The following is a 19,380-nucleotide window of genomic DNA, read 5'->3' on the forward strand; positions in this document are numbered from 1 at the left end:
CCAACACCGCCTCAGCAGCGCCGGTGAAGGGCGTTCTAAGTATAACCAATCATATCCGCAAGCAGAAAATTCAAGAAAACAAAGAAAAAATTGGAGAACTTCATTAAATTGTTATTTAACAAATATTTACGCCAATAACCACTGGCGAAATCCCCGCATTCGTATCGCATCCTCAACAATGATCTGATGCTCAAGGCACCTATACACATGTTTACCTACAGACTCGGTTGCGGTTCAGGCGGAATCGACCCGCCGCGTACGATACAGAAGGGCTGAAACCGGCAGGCGTACCACCAAAAGCCCAAGGATGATCGCAAGGTAGACCAAGGGCTCGATCTGAAAACCCTTCGCCAACATCACATAATGCAAAGCCCCAAGAATTGCTGCCAGATAAACCAAGCGATGTAATTTGCGCCATCGAGAGCCAAGGCGGCGAACCGACCAGTTGTTGGACGTGATCGCAAGAGGCAGCATCAGAACAAACGCAGCCATGCCAACTGTGATGTAGGGCCGCTTGACGATGTCCGCCCAAATCTGACTGGGGATCTGAACATCCAGAACGAGCCAAACCAATAAATGGGCAGCCACATACAAGAATGTCAGAACACCTATGGCACGGCGGAATTTCATCAGATTTATTCCAGCGAACCGGCGCAAAGGTGAAATCGCGAGACCGAGAATCAAGAGCTGTAATGCGAGCTCACCAAATTCATGCTCCAGCGCCTCAATAGGTTCGACCCCAAGCCCACCAGTGATGCCCTGATAGAACAACCACGGCGCAGGCAAGGCCCCCAGAAGGTAGACGGCCCAGACGGGAACCCGTCGCAAGAGATCGTTGAGGCGCTGATTCATCTCAGTAGTTCTTTGCCAGGTCCATACCTTCGTAAAGGCTGGCAACCTCGTCCTCATAGCCGTTGAACATCAGCGTCGGAATTCGCTTTGCAAACAAACCTCCGCCGATTTGGCGTTCCGAGGCCTGGGACCAGCGCGGGTGATCCACATTGGGGTTCACATTGCTGTAGAAACCATATTCCCGCGGACCTGCCATGTTCCAGCTGGTTGGGGGCTGCGTGTCCGTCAGAGTGATACGCACAATCGACTTGATCGATTTGAATCCATATTTCCACGGAACAACCAGCCTCAATGGGGCACCATTCTGATTAGGGATCGTTCTTCCATAGATACCAGTCGCCATAATTGTCAAAGGATGCATAGCCTCATCCAGCCGCAAGCCTTCGCGGTAGGGCCATTCGAGCACCGGATATGCGACACCCGGCATCTCATCCGGGCGATATGCGGTCTCGAAAGCGACGTATTTCGCGCCTTCCTGAACCCCGGCCATATTGAGCAAATCCGCCAGTTCGAACCCGTTCCATGGGATGACCATCGACCATGCCTCGACACAACGGAAACGATAGATTCGCTCCTCAACGGTCATTTCGGACATGATATCTTTGAAGTCATACTCTCCGGGACGATCCACCAGCCCATCGATGGTAACGCTCCAGGGCTCGGTCACCAGCGTGCGAGCATATTTGGCGGGATCGTCCTTACGAGTCCCGAACTCGTAATAGTTGTTGTACGAGGTGATCTCTTCCCATGTGTTCGGCTCTAACGTCTCGGCCGTCGCAGGCCGCGCAAGGCCTGCCAGCCCAACACCCGCCAAACCGGCCATGACCTGCCGCCGGTTCAGGAACGCCGCCCTTGGGGTGACGTCTGCATGCGTCAGTTTGTTGGTCCAGCGATGCGCCATTTGGTTCTCCGTCGTTCATTGTCCTCGAAAGTGAGGTAAGGCCTGATAACACAGAGCCAAGGAAACAGGCGTAACGATTGAGCGAACGGATTGTAACGTAAACCGGTCATGCTTTGGCGCGGAGATAGCTGTCACACGATATTCAAGCCGACAACACGGTTTATTTCGCAGCCCAGATTGACCGCCTGATAGGTCGGAAAAGGCAGCCGCGCCGAAGTTTCGATATCGCGCCGCACCCAGTCCTGCGCCTCTAATTGCTTGAGCGAGGATGACAAAGCACGATCAGTAATCACCCGCAGATCCGACCTTAGCCCTGAAAAGCGCCGGGGTTGGCGAGTCAACGCCAGAATAGGAATCGTCCAACTGCGGCGCAGTAGCTTCAATTCAGTATCATCCGGCACCAAGGCCACGATTTCTGCCGCTACCGCCGCCGCCTGAATCCCGACTTTGGTGAAACGGAATTCAGGGCGCAAAGGGTGGCCGTGGCCCGGGTTCCGTTCAAGTAAGCCAAGGCTGACCAGATGTTCAAGACTTGCCGCAAATGCTGTCCGGCTTGCGCCGATAGCGGCGAGCAATGGGGCCTGCCTGCCCGGAACCCCTTGGTGTAGCTGCGCGAGAATGTTCAGCGACCAGGCCCGAGAGGTGAGCTTGACAAGTAGCTTTATGTCCATAAAATATAGTTACTTTATTTTAGGACAAAAGGAAAGTTCCATGTCTCTCGTTTCCTTAGAAAACACCATCACACTCGCAATCTCGGTCAAAGACCGCCATGCAAGCGCGAAGTGGTATAATGAGAAGCTCGGGTTCGAATTGCTCCATCATTTTGATGAAGCTGGGTGGAGCGAGATGTTGACAAAAACCGACGGCGTGACCCTTGGCCTTGGTGAGCAGGCCGAGCCTGCACCGGGCAATACCGTCCCTGTATTTGGTGTTTCAGATATCGTCATCGCACGCGGCGCCTTGGAAGGGGCTGGCGTCCGATTTGACGGAGACACCGAGACACTTGAAGGGATGGTCAGCACAGCGACGTTTTATGATCTTGATGGCAACGCCATGATGTTGGCTCAAGACTTGTCAGGGCAGGCTTGATCTACGGCATTTCAGCGTCGTGCTGTCATACAAAGAAACCCGCCAGTTTTGGCGGGTCTCTTCATTTTTAGCGCTTTAGTGAACCACTGCATCGTCCGGACGCGGACGCTCAGAGGTTCCCAATCGGTCACCGATGATTAAACCCTCAGTTCCGGCTGTCACTGGAACGGTTTCGCCATCCTTGATCTCACCAGCCAACAAGGCCTCGGCAAGCGGGTTCTGCAACGCGCGCTGGATCACGCGTTTCAGCGGACGGGCACCGAAGACCGGGTCATAGCCTTCGTTGGCCAACCATTCCTTGGCACCATCGTCCAAGGCCAGCTCGATCTTGCGGGTGGCCAGTCGTTTTTGCAGACGTGCCATTTGGATATCTACAATGCCATCCATATCGGCCCGCTTGAGGCGGTCAAAGATGATGGTCTCATCCAGACGGTTGAGGAATTCAGGCCGGAAATGCGCCCGGACCGCGTCCATCACATCCCGCCGCGCTTGCGCGCTGTCGGCACCTTCGGGCAACTGGCTCAGCGCCTGAGACCCAAGGTTCGACGTCAGGATGATCAGCGTCTGCTTGAAGTCTACGGTGCGTCCCTGACCATCGGTCAGCACACCATCGTCTAGCAACTGCAACAGCACGTTGAACACATCCGGGTGTGCCTTTTCAACCTCATCGAACAACACGACCTGATAGGGCCTGCGCCGCACGGCTTCGGTCAGCACACCGCCTTCGTCGTAACCGACATAGCCCGGAGGAGCGCCGATCAGACGAGCAACCGCGTGTTTCTCCATGAACTCGGACATGTCGATGCGCACCATCGCGTTGTCGTCGTCGAACAGGAAATTCGCAACGGCTTTGGTCAGTTCAGTTTTACCCACACCAGTCGGCCCGAGGAACAGGAACGAGCCCAGCGGGCGGCCTTCGTCATTCAGGCCCGCACGCGCCCGGCGCACGGCGTTGGCGACAGCAGTCACCGCCGAATCCTGACCAATCACGCGGGAATGCAGCTCATCTTCCATGCGCAGCAGCTTCTCGCGCTCACCTTCCAGCATTTTTGAGGTCGGGATACCCGTCCAGCGTTCAACAACGCTGGCGATCTGTTCCGGGCGCACCGTTTCCTCGGCCATCATGGCGTTGCTTTCGGCGTTTTCAGCCTCGGTCAGCTTTTTCTCAAGCTCGGGGATGACGCCATAGGACAGCTCCCCGGCTTTCGCCAGATTGCCTTCACGCTTGGCGATCTCCAGATCAGCGCGAGCTTTGTCGAGCTGTTCTTTAAGATCACGCGCACCCGCGAGTTTGTCGCGTTCGGCCTGCCACTGGGCGGTCATCTCGGCGGATTGTTCTTGCAGGTCCGCCAGATCCTTTTGCAAAGTCTCCAGTCGGTCCTTCGAGGCCGCGTCGTCCTCAAGCTTCAGCGCCTCTTCCTCGATCTGCATCTGCAGGATCTGGCGATCAAGCTGATCGAGTTCCTCTGGCTTGGAATCCACCTCCATCCGCAAACGCGACGCCGCTTCATCGACAAGGTCGATGGCTTTGTCAGGCAGGAAGCGGTCGGTGATGTAGCGATGCGACAGCGTCGCCGCCGACACGAGCGCCGAGTCCGAGATGCGCACACCGTGGTGCAGCTCGTACTTTTCCTTGATACCGCGAAGGATGCTGATCGTGTCCTCAACCGTCGGCTCAGTGACCATCACCGGCTGGAACCGTCGCGCAAGGGCCGCGTCTTTCTCGACGTATTTGCGGTATTCATCCAGCGTTGTCGCGCCGATACAATGCAACTCACCCCGGGCAAGCGCAGGCTTGATCAGGTTGGCGGCATCCATCGCGCCGTCGGACTTACCGGCGCCAACCAGAGTGTGCATTTCATCGATGAACAGGATGATCTCGCCGGCGGCCTCGGTCACCTCGGTCAATACGGCCTTAAGGCGTTCTTCGAACTCACCGCGGTATTTCGCACCGGCGATCAGCGCGCCCATGTCGAGGGCCAACAGCTTTTTATCCTTCAGCGATTCCGGTACGTCGCCGTTGATGATGCGTAGGGCCATGCCCTCGGCAATCGCGGTTTTACCCACACCAGGCTCCCCGATCAGAACCGGGTTGTTCTTGGTACGGCGCGAGAGAACCTGCATCGAACGGCGAATTTCCTCATCCCGCCCGATGATTGGGTCGATCTTACCTTCGGCGGCGGCCTCGGTCAGATCGCGCGCGTATTTCTTGAGCGCATCATAGCCCTCTTCCGCCGATGCGGTGTCAGCGGTGCGACCCTTGCGGATATCGTTGATCGCTTCGTTCAGCTTCTGCGCAGATACGGCACCAGCTTCCAATGCTTCTTTGGCTTTGGATTTCACCATACACAGCGCCATCAACACACGCTCGACCGGCACAAAACTGTCGCCCGCCTTGGTGGCGATCTTTGCGGCCTCGTCCAGCACCTTGGCCGTCTGGCCATCCATATAAATCTGGCTCGCGTCACCGCTGACCTTTGGGATCTTGCCCATCGCGGCGTCCAGAGCCTCAACCACGCGGCTTGGCGCACCGCCCGCGCGTGTGATCAGGTTGCTCGCCAGCCCCTGATCGTCGTCCATCAATGCTTTCAGAATATGTGTGGGTTCCAGCCTCTGGTGCCCCTCACGCAGCGCAATGGTCTGCGCCGCTTGCACAAAGCCTCGTGCCCGCTCGGTGAACTTGTTCAAGTCCATAGCATTCTCCTTTTCTTAAGCGCCCGGTTTGGATGCGCCCGCTTGGCGGCACGTATCGGTCTGGGCCTCACATTCAATCTGGGAAATATCTTTGCCCATTCAAGGGCTGCACGGAGAATTCCGCCGTTAGCCACGCGGGATCGAATAGACCGAATATCCACCCGTTTCCGCCATCTTTTGGGCATTATACATCTCAAGCAGCGATTGCTCGGCGCTACTACCTGTGGGGCAAGAGACTAGATCGGCGGTATGGTCCAAAAACTCAACGGTAAAGGCGCTTTCACCGGTGAGCTGACACCAATCATCCTCGGACCGGTAGCCTCGGACAAGTGGCAGGTTGTCATTGGTCGGGGCAGGGGCAGCGCCGGTTTCGGGCGGGGTGCTTGGTGGGGTTTCCTCGCAGGCGGCCAGCATCAGTGCTGCGCCAATCACAAACATCTTTTTCATAACTCTATCCCTCGGTTTGAATGACCGCACCATAGCACAACCGGGGAAATTCTGCGTGACATGCCTCACCCAGATGGACAGAGCGTGCCGAACCCGTTACGACGCAGACGTTTGCCAAAAAGGAGCGCCCCCAATGTCCGATGACCGTTTGATTGTAGCCCTCGATGTCCCGAACGCCCTGCAGGGGCTGGCCATGGCCGAGCGGCTGGGCGATGCTGTCTCGTTTTACAAGATCGGGCTGGGCATGCTGACGGGTGGTGGGCTCGCGCTGGCCAATGAGCTGAAGCAGGATCACGGCAAGCGCATATTCTTGGACATGAAGCTGTTCGACATTGGCAACACAGTGGAAAACGCCGTGCGCGGGCTGGCGCAATTCGATCTGGATTTTCTGACCGTTCATGGCGACCCGCATGTGGTGCGTGCGGCCAAAGAAGGGTCGGCGGGCAAAGACCTGAAAATTCTGGCGGTGACGATCCTGACCTCGCTGAACCGGGACGATCTGGATGCCAGCCTGCTGAAATCGGGCGACGTGCAAGAGCTGGTGGTAGAACGGGCCGCCAAGGCCTTCGAGGCCGGAGCGGATGGGGTCATCGCCAGCCCGCAAGAGGCTGCCTTGATCCGCGCTCTGCCCCAGTCCGAGGGCCGGTTGATCGTCACTCCAGGCGTGCGCCCTGCAGGTGCTGCTTTGGGCGATCAGAAACGGGTCGCCACCCCGGCCAGCGCAATTGGGGATGGCGCGGATCATATCGTTGTGGGCCGTCCAATCTATAAGGCGGATGATCCCAAAGCAGCGGCTCAGGCCGTTTTGAATGAGTTAAATTCTTTGACACGTCACTAGCCAGCCTCCGGGAATCAGGTGGAAATTGTAGCAAGAACAACGCGCAAGCAGTTGACGTTAGGTCAATTTCCCGACTGACCGCGCCAAAATGCCCCTGTGCCCCAAAACACACATTCAAAATGTGAGTATTGTCACACCCGGCTTACACCTATCGAAACAGGCTGAATTGCGCGATTCTGTTGGTGAGACACTCCCCAACGGATCGCGTCTTCCTGAGATCCGTTACTTCCCCCCGCAAGCGCGGGGGGTTTTCTTCTTAAACAGCGCTGAACGAATTTGCCTCGGACAGATAGTCTTGCAGGCGGGTTACGAAGTTCGGGATCGCCAGCGGATGAGACAGGTAATCTAGCGGAGATATCAGCTTCCACCCCTGCCCCTCATCACCAAAATGGATCAATTTGGTGTCACCTGATGGACGCCGAGTAACAAAGAACCAGTTTTGACCATATTGCCGCGACCAGATGAGATCGCTGGCGGACAGCCGCAATCCTACTTCTTCCAAGGTCTCGCGCAGGGCGCATTCGATGGGTGTTTCGCCAGGCTCCCGCCCGCCGCCCGGGAAATCGAGATAGCCCGGGAACGGGATATCCGGTTTCAGATCCCTTTCGATCACCAGAAGATCATCGCCCAGAAACACGGCGGTTTTGGCTCCGGTGAAATCCATAGCTGCCCTTTTTATTCCACCACATTCGGGGTAAATTCTAAACGATAGAATGACTGAGCCAAGCCGCATCTGGCCGGAAAGACACAACAATGCCCGCCATCTGTCGCGATTGCCTGAGCCAATTAAAACATGGCCCGCGCTGCCCGTCCTGCGGTAGCCCGCGCGTGAAGGCACATCCCGAACTGTTTGATTTGACCATCGCGCATATGGATTGCGATGCGTTTTACGCTTCAGTCGAGAAACGCGACAATCCTGAATTGGCGGATAAGCCGGTGATCATCGGTGGTGGCAAGCGCGGGGTGGTGTCGACCGCCTGTTATGTGGCGCGCATCCGGGGCGTACGCTCGGCCATGCCTATGTTCAAGGCTTTGGCCCTGTGCCCTGATGCGGTAGTGATCCGGCCGCGCATGTCGCTTTATGCCAGCGTTTCGCGCGAGATTCGCGCAATGATGGATGAGCTCACTCCAGATGTGGAGCCTCTGTCACTGGACGAAGCGTTCATGGACCTGTCCGGCACCGAGCGGCTGCACGGCGCGCCGCCAGCGGTGATGCTGGCACGGCTGGTGAAAAGGATGAAGGACGAACTGGGCCTGACCGGATCAATCGGTCTGAGCCACAACAAGTTTCTGGCGAAAGTGGCATCAGATCTGGACAAACCGCGCGGATTTTCGGTGATCGGCAAGGCCGAGACGGCAGAGTTTCTGCATGACAAACCCGTGCGGCTGATCTGGGGCATCGGACCTGCTGCGCAGGATTCGCTGGACCGCGCCGGGATTCGTACCTTCGCTGATCTTCTACGCTGGGATCAAGAAGCGCTGACAGCACGGTTCGGATCAATGGGCTATCGCCTGTGGCATCTCGCGCGCGGGCAGGACAAACGCCGGGTTTCGGCCCATACGCCGATGAAGTCGATCAGCAACGAGACCACCTTTTTCGAAGACACCGCCAGTATCGATGTTCTGGACGGCCACATATGGCGCCTGTCCGAGAAGGTGGCGGACCGGGCCAAGGCCAGAGGGTTGGCGGGTCGAGTGGTGACGCTAAAGCTGAAGCGCGCCAACCACAAGATTATCACGCGGCGGGTGTCTCTGCATGACGCGACCCAGATCGCCGACCGGATTTACCGCACTGCGCGCGGCTTATTTGATCAGGTCGGAGATCAGGGGCCTTATCGCCTGCTGGGATGCGGATTGTCCGATTTGTGCTCGGAAGAACAAGCCGATATCTCTGGTGATCTATTGGACCCCGGTGCCGCGCGCCGATCGCAGGCAGAGCGCGCGACAGACGAAATCCGGCGTCGTTTCGGAAGCGATGCAATCGTGAAGGGGCGCGCGTTGCGCTAGGTTATTCGGCCGCCAGGGACATTGGATCAGACCCGATCCCGACAATCTGCGCCGTGACTTGCCGCAACACATCACGCAATGCCTGGAAATTACCATTCGGCTGAATAGTCTCCTCATCCATATAGAGAGACCTATCAATTTCAATCTGGACAGCATGTTGGTGGCGGCTAGGTCGACCATATGTCTGGGTCACATAAGCGCCGGCAAAGGGCGTATTGCGCACCACGTTTAGACCGGCTTCGGCAAAGGCGGCCTCAATCTGATCGACAATCACACCCGAGGCTGCGGCTCCAAACCGATCACCCAGCACGATTTCGGGCTGCCCGCTGCGCGCACCACCGGCCATCGCCACCGCCTCATGCGGCATCGAATGGCAATCAATAAGGATCGCCTGCCCAAAATTCTGATGCGATTCGGCCAACAGAGATTTCAGGCGCGCATGATACGGACGCCAATAGGTATCGATCCGCAAACGCGCCTCATCCATCGTCAATTTGCCGCTGTATATCGCCCGGCCATTTGCCACCACGCGGGGGATCACTCCCAAACCGGACGTGACGCGTGGATTATGCCCATGGCGCCGCGCGCCTTGTATCAGCGCCGGGTCCAGCTCATCCGAGTTGCGATTAAGGTCCAGATAGGCACGTGACATGGAGGCCGCCAGCAATGGGGCACCAAATTCGGCCGCTGAAGAAAAAAGCTGATCAACATAAGCGTCCTCGGACGAACGAATCACATTGCGGCTCAGCACAGTTCGTTTCAACAACGACTCTGGGTAGGTTCTGCCGCTATGTGGTGACGCAAACACCACACAGGATGTACGCTCTGCTGGCATATCCAGAACATAGGCTGAATGTGGCGCGATATCGGACATGGGTTCTCCGTTGTTCGCACTCAACATAGACCGTAAAATAGTTCTGCCAAACCCCTTGATCCCCCCAACGACTCCTTTTATAGACCCCGCTACCGGCGCGGGGTTCCGCGCCCCATTTCGTTATGGGGCAGGTCACGCAACGGTTTCATGGGCGGTTAGCTCAGCGGTAGAGCACTTCGTTGACATCGAAGGGGTCACAAGTTCGATCCTTGTACCGCCCACCATGAATTCATTGCTTCGGTTCACCGGGGCACCCGATTAACCCAGGCGCTGGCCACGTCTTTGATGAAGGCGCCGCAGATTGGAGACAGACCATGAAGGTCAAGAACTCGCTCCGCTCGCTCAAGAACCGGCACCGTGATTGCCGGGTTGTGCGTCGCAAAGGCCGCGTCTACGTGATCAACAAGACGCAGCGCAAGTTCAAAGCTCGCCAGGGCTGAGAACTGCACATAACCGTTTAAAGAAACCGCGCCTCTGAGCGCGGTTTTTTTATGCCATGATGAGCGCGGTCGACCTCAGGGCACGACATTAATGCGATCCTGGCTCCCACTGCGGCAGAGCTATAAGAAAACGAGATATCCAATTCCGGATAAATTCTTTGCAGTTATGGAAAAACAGGCCAAACTTTCCTGATCAGGGAGAGGGCCATGTCGAAGCTACGTGCATTCAATTTTCAGAAATGGATCGACGAACACCGTCACCTATTGAAACCACCTGTTGGAAATCAGCAAATCTGGGAAGATGCCGATCTCATGGTCACCGTGGTCGGCGGGCCGAACAAACGGACCGACTATCATGACGACCCGGTCGAAGAGTTCTTTTACCAGCTCGAAGGCGACATGGTGTTGAAACTGTTCGATGGAGAGGACTTCTATGACGTTCCAATCCGCGAAGGTGAGATTTTCCTGCTGCCGCCACATGTGCGCCATTCCCCGCAGCGCCTGCAAGAGGGCTCGATCGGGCTGGTCATCGAGCCCAAGCGGCAAACGGGCGAGTTGGACGCGATCGAGTGGTACTGTTTCGAATGCGGATCGCTGGTTCACCGGGCTGAGATGCAATTGCAATCAATCGTCAAAGACTTGCCGCCCGTCTACGAAAAATTCTATGCATCAGTAGAAGACCGAACATGCCCGAACTGCCAGACCGTGCATCCGGGAAAAGAGCCACCAGAGGGCTGGGTCACACTCTGACGCAATAACAACAGGGGAAGACATGAAACATCTTGCTAAGATCGCCGCATCTGCTGCAGTACTGGCTGCGACATCTCTTGCCGCTCAGGCTGAAGAATTTCGTCTGGGCTTGATCACGCCACCACCGCATATCTGGACAAAAGCCGCCGAGTCATTCGGCGCTGAGCTAAACGAGGCCAGTGGCGGAGCGCATTCCGTATCGGTCTTCCCGGCGCGTCAGCTGGGCAATGAGGCCGAGATGCTGCAACAATTGCAGACCGGTGCGCTGGACATGGCATTCATGACCGTCGCCGAAGTATCAAATCGTGCGCCCGAACTGGGGGCTTTTTACGCACCCTATCTGGCAGACGATATCGGCCACGCCGGGCGTATCCTGCGTTCGGACACAGCCAAGGCAATGCTAGAGCCCCTGCCCGGACAGGTCGGCGTTGTTGGCGTTGGTTACGGAATGGCTGGGCTGCGCCAGATCGTTAGCCGGGGCGATGTGTCATCCGCCGAGGACTTGTCGGGTCTGAAACTGCGCATCACGCCTTTCACGCCGATCCTCGATTTCTATAACGCGGTCGGGGCTGCGCCTACGCCTATGCCGTTGCCTGCGGTCTATGACGCGCTGGCCAATGGGCAGGTCGACGCCATCGATATGGATGCCGAACTGATCTGGGTGCTGAAATACTACGACCACGCCGACACGATCGTGCAATCGGATCACATGATGTTTCCGATGGTTGGGCTGGTGTCGGCTAAGGTCTGGGCAGGATTGTCCGAAGAAGATCGCGCGATGATTGGCGATCTGATGGCCAAACATGTCGACAGCACCATCGATGCCTATGTCGCCAACGAAGCGAAGTGGCTGGAACAGATTGAGGGCACCGGCAAAGCCTACAAAAAAGTGGATGCCTCGTTCTTCGGCGATGCGATCGAAGAATGGAACGGCATCTGGTCGGAAAAGACCTCATCCCTTGACGCATTGCGCGCGACTGCGGCAGAAACCAAATAGAATTGAACGTATCAGGGAAAGGGCGCGGGTCGATCCTGCGCCCTTTTGTTTAGGGGATCGGGGATGTTGTACCGGCTGTCAGCCGCATGGGCGCGGGTCGAGTTGTGGTGCGCGGCAGCGCTTGTGGTCTGCGTCACCCTGTTGATCTTGCTGAACGTGGTCACACGCAGCGCTGGAAATGCGTTGTTCTGGGTCGATGAACTGGCGATCTATGCCATGGTCTGGATGACGTTTCTGGGCGCGTCGGCGGCATTGCATCATCGAAACTCGGTCTCGATTACAATCCTCTCCGATCAGGTGCCCGAACCGATCAAGCCGATCATCCGAAAAGCCGTTGATATCGTCGTGTTTGCGTTCGCTATCGCGATGCTGTGGTTCTGTTGGCGCTGGTTCCTACCGTTCGACATCGCGCAGGCCGCGTTTGACACGATGGCGTTCCAAGGGAGCACCTTCAACTTCATCTATGCCGAGCCAACCCTGACACTCGGGCTGCCGAAATTCCTGTTCTGGCTCGTCATGTGGCTGTTTGCATTGGGCGCCACGCTGCACTCCACGATGCACCTCTTGGCGCGTCCATCCGAGGGTGCACCCGCATGAGCCCGATTGTCTTTCTGGCCACGCTGCTATTGTCAGTTCCCGTTGCGGTCGTTCTGGCGATCACCGCGATCTGGTATATCTGGGAAAGCGGCAACACGGTTCTGTATGACAGTTTCGCGCAAAAGATGTTCGGTGGACTAGAGAACTACGGGCTATTGGCGATCCCTCTTTTCATGCTGACCGGAGAGCTGATGAACGAAGGAGGTATGACTCGTCGTCTGGTTTCATTGGCGCGTGTTTTTGTGGGCGGGTTCCGCGGAGGTTTGGCCTATATCAATCTGCTCGCCAATATGTTTATGGCGGCCATCATTGGCTCGGCCACCGCTCAGATCGCGGTGATGTCCCGCGCCATGGTCCCCGCGATGCAGGAAGAGGGCTATGACAAGGGCTTCGCGGCCGCGACGACGGCAGCCGGAGGCCTCCTGGCACCAGTCATCCCTCCATCGATGATGTTCGTCATCTTCGGTGTTCTGGCACAAATTCCCATCGGTGACATGTTCATTGCCGGGATCATTCCGGGGCTTCTATTGGCAGGAGCCTTTGCATTTGTGATAGCCCTGATCGGCTGGTCGCAGCAGTTTCCCAAAGGTGTCTGGATGTCGCGCGCTGATGCAATTCAGGCCCTGATCGCGGCCCTGCCCGCGTTGCTGATTCCGGTGTCGATCATCGGCGGCATCCTGTTCGGGATCGCCACACCCACCGAATCCGCCGCCATCGCATCGCTGATCGCCTTTCTGGTTGGCTGGCTGATCTATGGTGACCTGAAGCCCCAAAATCTGGGTGAGATGTTCAAGCGTACCGCTTCGAACGCGTCGATGATCCTGTTCATGATCGCTGCGGCCAGCGTGTTCGGCTGGGTGATCATCTACGAGGAGATCCCACAACAACTTGCAGGCCTCATCACATCGATTACCTCTGACCCATTCATGTTCCTGCTGATCGTGAATATCGCTTTGCTGCTGGTTGGTATGGTGATCGACGGCATCGCTGCCATCATTCTGATCACACCCATTTTATTGCCAATTGCTACAGGGTCCTATGATATCAGCCCCTATCAGTTTGGCGTAGTGGTCTGCCTGAACCTTGTTCTTGGACTGCTGACACCACCCGTTGGCATCGGCCTCTACATCGCATCCTCCATGAGCGGCACAAGCCCCGGAGCGATCCTGAAATCCCTCTGGCCCTTTCTGATCGCGGTTGCCACGGTTCTGATCCTGCTGAGTTACGCTCCAAGCTTATCGACATTCTTGATCCAGTAGTGCCGCGCCGGAGCAAAACGCCCTGACCTTAACGCCTTTCGCTAGGCGTTGGATTGATGTGTGATAAGGATTGACCCGAACCGGTTGCTTCAACGGCTACCGACTACCGCATGTTTCACTTTTGGCAATATTTCGCACCCAAACCGGTCGGCGACAATTTGACCAAGTAATTTTGTCGGAATTGCTTGCATCTCTCGTGAAATTGTCTAATTGACTATTTCAGTCGGGAAATCACCCGCAATGAATTCTAAAGCTGGGACACATCATGCTGAAATCCTCCACATGTATTGCCGCCGCGCTGACGGCTCTGATCGCCACATCGGCCGCCGCCGACGGAGAACTGAACCTGTATTCGTCGCGCCACTACGACACGGACGAGCGCCTGTATTCTGACTTCGAAGAGGCCACCGGCATCACCATCAACCGCATCGAAGGCAAAGCGGATGAGCTGATCGCGCGGATGGAGGCCGAAGGCGCAAACTCACCCGCTGACATTCTTCTGACAGTCGACACATCACGTCTTGCCCGTGCTAAGAACGCTGGCATCCTGCAACCGGTCGAAAGCGCTGTACTGGAAGAGCGCATCCCGGCGAACCTGCAAGACGAAGACAACCAGTGGTACGGCTTTTCGCAGCGCGCGCGGATCATCTTTTTCGACAAGGCCGAGGTTTCCAACCCGCCCGCAACCTATCTTGATCTGGCCAAGCCCGAATATGAGGGTCTGATCTGCATCCGCTCGTCCAGCAACACATATAACCAGACACTTTTGGCTTCGATTATCACCAATCACGGCGCTGAAGAAGCCAAGAATTGGGCCCAGGGTATTGTCGCCAACATGGCGCGCGAACCGCAAGGCGGCGACACTGACCAGCTACGCGGCATCGTCTCGGGTGAGTGCGAGATCGCAGTGTCGAACTCATACTACTTTGCCCGCGCTATGCGCAAAGACGTCAAAGGCCTGAGCTCTGATATCGAAATGATCGGCCTGCAATTCCCGGCACAAGACGCAGAGGGTGCGCATATGAACCTGTCGGGTGCAGGTGTCGCAGCCAATGCGCCGAACAAAGAGAATGCCATCAAGTTCCTCGAGTATCTCGCAAGCGATCAGGCGCAGGTCTATTTCTCGAACGGGAACGATGAGTTTCCTGCGGTTGAAGGTGTTGCGCTGGCTGACAACGTTGCGGCCCTGGGTGAATTTAAAGCGGATGAAGTGAACCTGTCCGAGGTCGCTAAGAACATCCCTGAAGCGCAGAAAATCTTTAACGAGGTTGGCTGGAAGTAGGACTTCCAATCTATCGAGCAGTTGAGGGGCGTGGATTTTCTGCGCCTCTTTTTTGTTGCTGACGAAACAATTTTAACCAATGATCCCTTATATGAGACTGATTCCCATATGTGATCAATGCTAGATACACTTTCAAACCGCCTCGCCAAACGCCTGAACGACCTGCGCCAACGTCGCGGCTGGTCGCTGGAACGACTTGCAGATCAAAGCAAGATCAGTCGGGCCACCCTGTCACGATTGGAAAACGGCGACGTCAGCCCAACCGCTGAAACCCTTGGCCGTCTGTGCGCGGCCTACGGCTTGCCCATGTCGCGCCTGTTGATGATGGTCGAAGACAGCTTCGACCCGAAAGTTCCTTTTGAGAAACAGCCGGAATGGCATGATCCCGAAAGCGGCTTTACGCGCCGGTCGGTATCCCCGCCTGCAACCGGCCTCAGCGGAGAAGTGATGGAAGGGCATCTGCCCCCCGAAACCATCATCACCTATGACACCCCGCCCAAGCCCGGGCAAGAACATCACCTGATCATGTTGGATGGCATTCTGACGCTCACGGTAGATGGCGTTGATCACGTGCTGAGCGGTGGTGATTGCCTGCGCTATCATCTTTCTGGACCCACGCGATTCGAGACCGGGCCCAAACGCGGCGCCCGCTATCTTCTGGTGTTGATATGATAACACGGCTGTCTGCGGCATATTTCGACGAGGCTCTGCAGGATCTGACCGACATTCTGCACAGCTGCGTTCATACCGGGGCCAGCATCGGTTTTATCCTTCCGTTTTCACAAAACGAAGCCCGCGCTTATTGGCAGCACCGCGTGCGACCTGATCTCAAGGCGGGTGGCCTAGAGCTTTTCGTCGCCTATGGCGAAGGGCGTATACTTGGCACGGTCCAACTGATCCCTGCGTTAATGCCAAATCAACCCCATCGCGCGGATGTGGCAAAGCTGTTGGTCCATCCGCAGGCGCGACGTCGTGGTTTAGGCCGAGCGCTAATGGAGGCGCTTGAAAACCGGGCGCGGGAATTGAAGCGAACAACACTTGTGCTGGATACCCGCAGCAGCGACCCCTCGCGCCTGCTCTATCAGTCCATGGGTTTTCAAATTGCCGGAGAAATCCCAAACTATTGCCGCAACCCGTTCGAGAAGCGATTGGAACCCACCACCTACATGTTCAAGGAAGTGGTTTGACCGACCAACTCTCATGCGTTCGTGGCCAAGCGGTATATGATCCCATGCGCGGTCTTGATAAAGGTTGGCGCCGAAGGATCAGGATCAATCTCTTCAAGCAGGCACGCAACAGGCATGTCAATTCTAAGCCCCCCAACAATCATTTAACTCCAACGTGCTTTGTCGCGCAAAGGTCACGTGAAAATGCATATGTGTGCTGATGTTTATCGCCTGCAGAACGTCAGATTTCTGTAATATTACTCAGGGTCAGTTTAGTTACCCTCGCAGTTGTCAGGCCAAGCCCAAGGCCTTTGCCGACTGGCTTGGTTGACAACGAGGCTTCGAATACCTGTTGATGCAACTCGATCAAAATACCGGAACCGATATCCGCATGGTGTGGTCTCGGACGAATAATTCTGCCGGGGTTGTCGCGTTTCACCCGATGCCCACCGGTTGCACCCCTTACGCACGCGGACCCTGCGACCTCAGGTATCGATATCCAGCGCCAGCGCATGAATGCGCGGCACGATATCGCCCAGCGCTTTGTGTACCATGCGATGGCGGGCAACGCGGGACTGGCCTTCAAACGATGCGGCACGGATGCGCACGTTGAAATGGCTTTCACCACCTTCCTGATACCCGGCATGTCCTCGGTGACTTTCGCTATCGTCCACCACCTCCAGCTCAAGCGGATCAAAGGCGGCCTGCAATCGGTCACGGATTTCGTCAGTCACGCTCATTTTTGTGCTCAACGGCAAATAAATTGCCGTCCCCCTCTTCTACTTTCGGCTGCTTAGATTAAACTGCTGCCTCCGAGTCGAAAAGATGCGTTCGTGAGGTTGAGCAGATGGTAAAGTCAGATCCCTTTGGATTCGATATGTCCGTATCCAGCGCAAAGAAAAAGAAGCCGCGCGGGCGTCGGGGCATGTCCGGTGCCTCCGAAACCTCGGTGCGAATCTGCGACCATGAGGGTTGCGAAGAGGCTGGAAAATTCCGCGCACCCAAAGCGCCGGACGTGCTGGATGACTTTTTCTGGTTCTGTCAGCAGCATGTGCGCGAATATAACCAGAAATGGAACTTCTTCGACGGCACCACCGAGGCTGAGCTGAACGCGCAACGCTCGAAGGATAAGGTTTGGGAGCGTGAGACCAAACCGATGGGCGATCCTGAAGCCCGCGCCTGGGCACGTCTGGGCATTGAAGACCCGCATCAGGTGCTGGGAGAAAACGCCACCAAGAACCCGGGCCGCGCCAATTCCGGCGGCCGCCGCCTGCCCCCCACTGAGCGCCGCGCGATCGAGATTCTCGAAGCGCAGGACAGCTGGTCGAAAGCCGAGATTCGCAAGGCCTATAAAAAGCTGATCAAGGTGCTGCACCCGGATATGAACGGCGGCGACCGGTCACAGGAAGAGCAATTGCAAGAGGTCGTCTGGGCCTGGGATCAGATCAAGGACAGCCGCAGCTTTAAGTAAAGCCAAACGGCTGCCGCCTAACCTTGGTTACGAATAGTGCTTGTTACGGGACATCTTGCCGATGCCCGGATTCATGCTGTTCGTGGGATCGACCGACTTATAAAACGCTGCCAGATCGGGTTTCGCCGCATAGAGATGGCCGACATTATGTTCGGCCGGGTATTCGGCACCGCGTTTATCCAGCAACTCTAACATCGCGCTCTTCAACGTCTTAGGGTCCGCCCCTTTTTTTACGACGTAGTCCTGATGCAGCACATGGCACATGAAATGGCCATAGTAGAGCTTGCTGACCAACTGGTCCGCGATCTCGGCAGGCAATTCCTCGAACCAGTCACTGTCATTTCGGCGCAGCGCGATATCCAGCGCGATGATATCTTCGACTTCTGAGGCATGAACATTCATATAACGGATGGCCGCACCCGCGGCGGCAAAGCGATGTAACCCGGCGATCTTGGCCTCACGCGGGTCGCATTCGAAAAAATCCAGTTTGTCATCTGCTGTCAATTCATTGAGCAAATCGCGCGCTTCGTCGATGCCGCCATCGCGCATCTTTAGGATCAGGTGGTGCGGATACCGTTCACGATAGGCACGCATTCGGCGCGGCAGGATATCGGGCCAGAAACGCATTGCAAACTGCATGAACCGATCCGTGAAATTGCGAAGACCCGGTATGTTTTCCAACCGCGCATCTACTGTGCCTTTTAGCGCAAAGAAGGTGGGCAATCGGTCGGTGCCCAGCTTGTCGATCATCACCATTGTATCTTTGCCGTAGCGATCCGAGATATCAAAAATCTCTTCATGCATGTATTCGGCACTGACCGGCAACGTCTTGAAACCCGACAGGATGCGGCGGCGCAGCTCGGTCAAGGCACCGGTGTTTTCGGCACCAACATAGAAAGTGCGTTCGCTATCATTCTTGGGGTAGGTGTCCAGCCGGACGGCGAAGACAGCCAGTTTGCCCGCACATCCTGCGGCTTCGTACAGACGGGACTTATCAGCGTTGAAACGGGCCGGAGTATCGGCGTCAACATTGCGCACCCGGCGCGCGTAATCTGTATCAGAGGCTTTGCGGTTGTCCGTCTCGATATCCGTTTCCGAGAAATCGCCGTTCTGCAGGCGGGTCAGAATTTCCTCAGGCGTATCCCCCAACTGCAAGCCCAGATGGTTGACCAACTCAAGCTGACCATCCAGCGTGATGCGGGCATACAGGGACAGCTCAGTATAAGAGGGGCCACGTTCGACTAGTGAGCCGCCCGAATTGTTGCACACGCCACCGACGACCGATGCGCCGATGCACGAGGATCCGATCACGGAATGGGGTTGCCGTCCGATGGGCGCCAGCAGTTTCTCCAGCGCAAACAGAGTGCTGCCGGGAAAACTGATCACTTGTTTGCCTTCATTGATTAGGTGAAGGTCATCCATCCGTCGTGTGTTGATCAGCACCACATCGCGGTCATAGTGACCTTTGGGCGTAGACCCCTCGGTCAAGCCGGTATTGGCGGCCTGCATGATGACGATTTTATCGGCGGCAACGCAGGCTTGCAGCACCTGCCATTGTTCCAGCAGCGTGGCGGGTTGAACCACCGCCAGCGCATCGCCTTCGCCCGATCGGAACCCCCGGCGAAACCGCCGGGTGCTGCTTGCCGAGGTCAGCACGTGCCGCCGCCCGCAAATCGCCTGTAGGCGCTTGATCAGATCGGCATCGGTCATCCTGCA

21 protein-coding genes and 1 tRNA gene are annotated in these 19,380 nt (G+C 56.5%); 13 read left to right on the top strand and 9 right to left on the bottom strand.

The genetic code is table 11. The features are described 5' to 3' along the window. Nucleotides 1–234: 234 nt before the first annotated feature. The 3 genes from msrQ to ACR0B3_RS20610 form a co-directional block, all read right to left on the bottom strand. Nucleotides 235–852, bottom strand: coding sequence for a protein-methionine-sulfoxide reductase heme-binding subunit MsrQ (gene msrQ / locus ACR0B3_RS20600; RefSeq protein WP_480810682.1), 618 nt, complete (start codon nucleotides 850–852; stop codon nucleotides 235–237). Nucleotide 853: 1 nt separating this feature from the next. Then, nucleotides 854–1,753 carry a protein-methionine-sulfoxide reductase catalytic subunit MsrP gene (gene msrP, locus ACR0B3_RS20605; RefSeq protein ID WP_480810683.1) on the bottom strand — a complete coding sequence of 300 codons (900 nt, stop codon included), beginning with the start codon at nucleotides 1,751–1,753 and terminating at the stop codon, nucleotides 854–856. 131 nt (nucleotides 1,754–1,884) lie between these two features. After that, nucleotides 1,885–2,424: a winged helix-turn-helix transcriptional regulator gene (locus ACR0B3_RS20610; protein ID WP_480810684.1), complete on the bottom strand. Its 540-nt coding sequence runs from the start codon at nucleotides 2,422–2,424 to the stop codon at nucleotides 1,885–1,887. A gap of 40 nt (nucleotides 2,425–2,464) precedes the next feature. Here ACR0B3_RS20610 and ACR0B3_RS20615 point away from each other — a divergent pair, with 40 nt between their 5' ends. Beyond that, nucleotides 2,465–2,842 carry a VOC family protein gene (locus ACR0B3_RS20615; RefSeq protein WP_480810685.1) on the top strand — a complete coding sequence of 126 codons (378 nt, stop codon included), beginning with the start codon at nucleotides 2,465–2,467 and terminating at the stop codon, nucleotides 2,840–2,842. Nucleotides 2,843–2,917: 75 nt separating this feature from the next. Here ACR0B3_RS20615 and clpB read toward each other — a convergent pair whose 3' ends face one another. Continuing rightward, nucleotides 2,918–5,536 (bottom strand): ATP-dependent chaperone ClpB, encoded by a 2,619-nt coding sequence (gene clpB / locus ACR0B3_RS20620; protein ID WP_480810686.1) that lies wholly within the window; start codon nucleotides 5,534–5,536, stop codon nucleotides 2,918–2,920. 126 nt (nucleotides 5,537–5,662) lie between these two features. Then, on the bottom strand, nucleotides 5,663–5,983 hold the full coding sequence (locus tag ACR0B3_RS20625) for a hypothetical protein (RefSeq protein ID WP_170687504.1): 321 nt from the start codon (nucleotides 5,981–5,983) through the stop codon (nucleotides 5,663–5,665). A gap of 133 nt (nucleotides 5,984–6,116) precedes the next feature. Here ACR0B3_RS20625 and pyrF point away from each other — a divergent pair, with 133 nt between their 5' ends. Beyond that, nucleotides 6,117–6,821: an orotidine-5'-phosphate decarboxylase gene (pyrF, locus tag ACR0B3_RS20630; protein WP_480810687.1), complete on the top strand. Its 705-nt coding sequence runs from the start codon at nucleotides 6,117–6,119 to the stop codon at nucleotides 6,819–6,821. 256 nt (nucleotides 6,822–7,077) lie between these two features. Here pyrF and ACR0B3_RS20635 read toward each other — a convergent pair whose 3' ends face one another. Then, nucleotides 7,078–7,485, bottom strand: a complete 408-nt coding sequence (locus ACR0B3_RS20635; RefSeq protein WP_480810688.1) for an NUDIX domain-containing protein — start codon at nucleotides 7,483–7,485, stop codon at nucleotides 7,078–7,080. Nucleotides 7,486–7,574: 89 nt separating this feature from the next. Between ACR0B3_RS20635 and ACR0B3_RS20640 the strand changes: the two genes are divergently transcribed. After that, nucleotides 7,575–8,828 (top strand): DNA polymerase IV, encoded by a 1,254-nt coding sequence (locus ACR0B3_RS20640; RefSeq protein ID WP_480810689.1) that lies wholly within the window; start codon nucleotides 7,575–7,577, stop codon nucleotides 8,826–8,828. 1 nt (nucleotide 8,829) lies between these two features. Here ACR0B3_RS20640 and ACR0B3_RS20645 read toward each other — a convergent pair whose 3' ends face one another. Then, nucleotides 8,830–9,702 carry an N-formylglutamate amidohydrolase gene (locus ACR0B3_RS20645; RefSeq protein ID WP_480810690.1) on the bottom strand — a complete coding sequence of 291 codons (873 nt, stop codon included), beginning with the start codon at nucleotides 9,700–9,702 and terminating at the stop codon, nucleotides 8,830–8,832. Between the two features lie 149 nt (nucleotides 9,703–9,851). Here ACR0B3_RS20645 and ACR0B3_RS20650 point away from each other — a divergent pair. From ACR0B3_RS20650 to ACR0B3_RS20690, 9 genes are all read left to right on the top strand, one after another. Next, a tRNA-Val gene (locus tag ACR0B3_RS20650) sits at nucleotides 9,852–9,926 on the top strand. Nucleotides 9,927–10,016: 90 nt separating this feature from the next. After that, nucleotides 10,017–10,142 carry a type B 50S ribosomal protein L36 gene (ykgO, locus tag ACR0B3_RS20655; RefSeq protein ID WP_005648635.1) on the top strand — a complete coding sequence of 42 codons (126 nt, stop codon included), beginning with the start codon at nucleotides 10,017–10,019 and terminating at the stop codon, nucleotides 10,140–10,142. 207 nt (nucleotides 10,143–10,349) lie between these two features. After that, entirely contained in the window at nucleotides 10,350–10,892 is a 543-nt protein-coding gene (locus ACR0B3_RS20660; RefSeq protein WP_480810691.1) for a 3-hydroxyanthranilate 3,4-dioxygenase, read from the top strand. 22 nt (nucleotides 10,893–10,914) lie between these two features. After that, entirely contained in the window at nucleotides 10,915–11,889 is a 975-nt protein-coding gene (locus ACR0B3_RS20665; RefSeq protein WP_480810692.1) for a TRAP transporter substrate-binding protein, read from the top strand. Nucleotides 11,890–11,952: 63 nt separating this feature from the next. Beyond that, on the top strand, nucleotides 11,953–12,486 hold the full coding sequence (locus ACR0B3_RS20670; protein WP_480810693.1) for a TRAP transporter small permease: 534 nt from the start codon (nucleotides 11,953–11,955) through the stop codon (nucleotides 12,484–12,486). Continuing rightward, complete coding sequence (locus ACR0B3_RS20675) at nucleotides 12,483–13,745, top strand: TRAP transporter large permease (protein ID WP_480810694.1); 1,263 nt, start codon at nucleotides 12,483–12,485, stop codon at nucleotides 13,743–13,745. The genes ACR0B3_RS20670 and ACR0B3_RS20675 overlap by 4 nt, the downstream gene beginning before the upstream one ends. Nucleotides 13,746–14,010: 265 nt before the next feature. Beyond that, nucleotides 14,011–15,027: a Fe(3+) ABC transporter substrate-binding protein gene (locus ACR0B3_RS20680; RefSeq protein ID WP_480810695.1), complete on the top strand. Its 1,017-nt coding sequence runs from the start codon at nucleotides 14,011–14,013 to the stop codon at nucleotides 15,025–15,027. A 117-nt stretch (nucleotides 15,028–15,144) separates the two neighbouring features. Continuing rightward, a complete protein-coding gene (locus ACR0B3_RS20685) occupies nucleotides 15,145–15,699 on the top strand; it encodes a helix-turn-helix domain-containing protein (protein WP_480810696.1) in 555 nt (184 codons plus the stop codon). Then, nucleotides 15,696–16,214 (top strand): N-acetyltransferase family protein, encoded by a 519-nt coding sequence (locus tag ACR0B3_RS20690; protein ID WP_480810697.1) that lies wholly within the window; start codon nucleotides 15,696–15,698, stop codon nucleotides 16,212–16,214. Before ACR0B3_RS20685 ends, ACR0B3_RS20690 begins: the two co-directional genes overlap by 4 nt. A gap of 464 nt (nucleotides 16,215–16,678) precedes the next feature. Here the strand turns inward: ACR0B3_RS20690 and ACR0B3_RS20695 are convergent, their stop codons facing one another. Beyond that, nucleotides 16,679–16,933, bottom strand: coding sequence for a BolA family protein (locus tag ACR0B3_RS20695; protein WP_480810698.1), 255 nt, complete (start codon nucleotides 16,931–16,933; stop codon nucleotides 16,679–16,681). Nucleotides 16,934–17,040: 107 nt separating this feature from the next. Between ACR0B3_RS20695 and ACR0B3_RS20700 the strand changes: the two genes are divergently transcribed. Further along, a complete protein-coding gene (locus ACR0B3_RS20700; RefSeq protein ID WP_010441101.1) occupies nucleotides 17,041–17,664 on the top strand; it encodes a DnaJ domain-containing protein in 624 nt (207 codons plus the stop codon). 27 nt (nucleotides 17,665–17,691) lie between these two features. Here the strand turns inward: ACR0B3_RS20700 and dld are convergent, their stop codons facing one another. Then, a complete protein-coding gene (gene dld, locus ACR0B3_RS20705; protein WP_480810699.1) occupies nucleotides 17,692–19,374 on the bottom strand; it encodes a D-lactate dehydrogenase in 1,683 nt (560 codons plus the stop codon). Nucleotides 19,375–19,380: the final 6 nt, after the last annotated feature.

It is taken from the genome of Ruegeria sp. CE9, assembly GCF_056537425.1.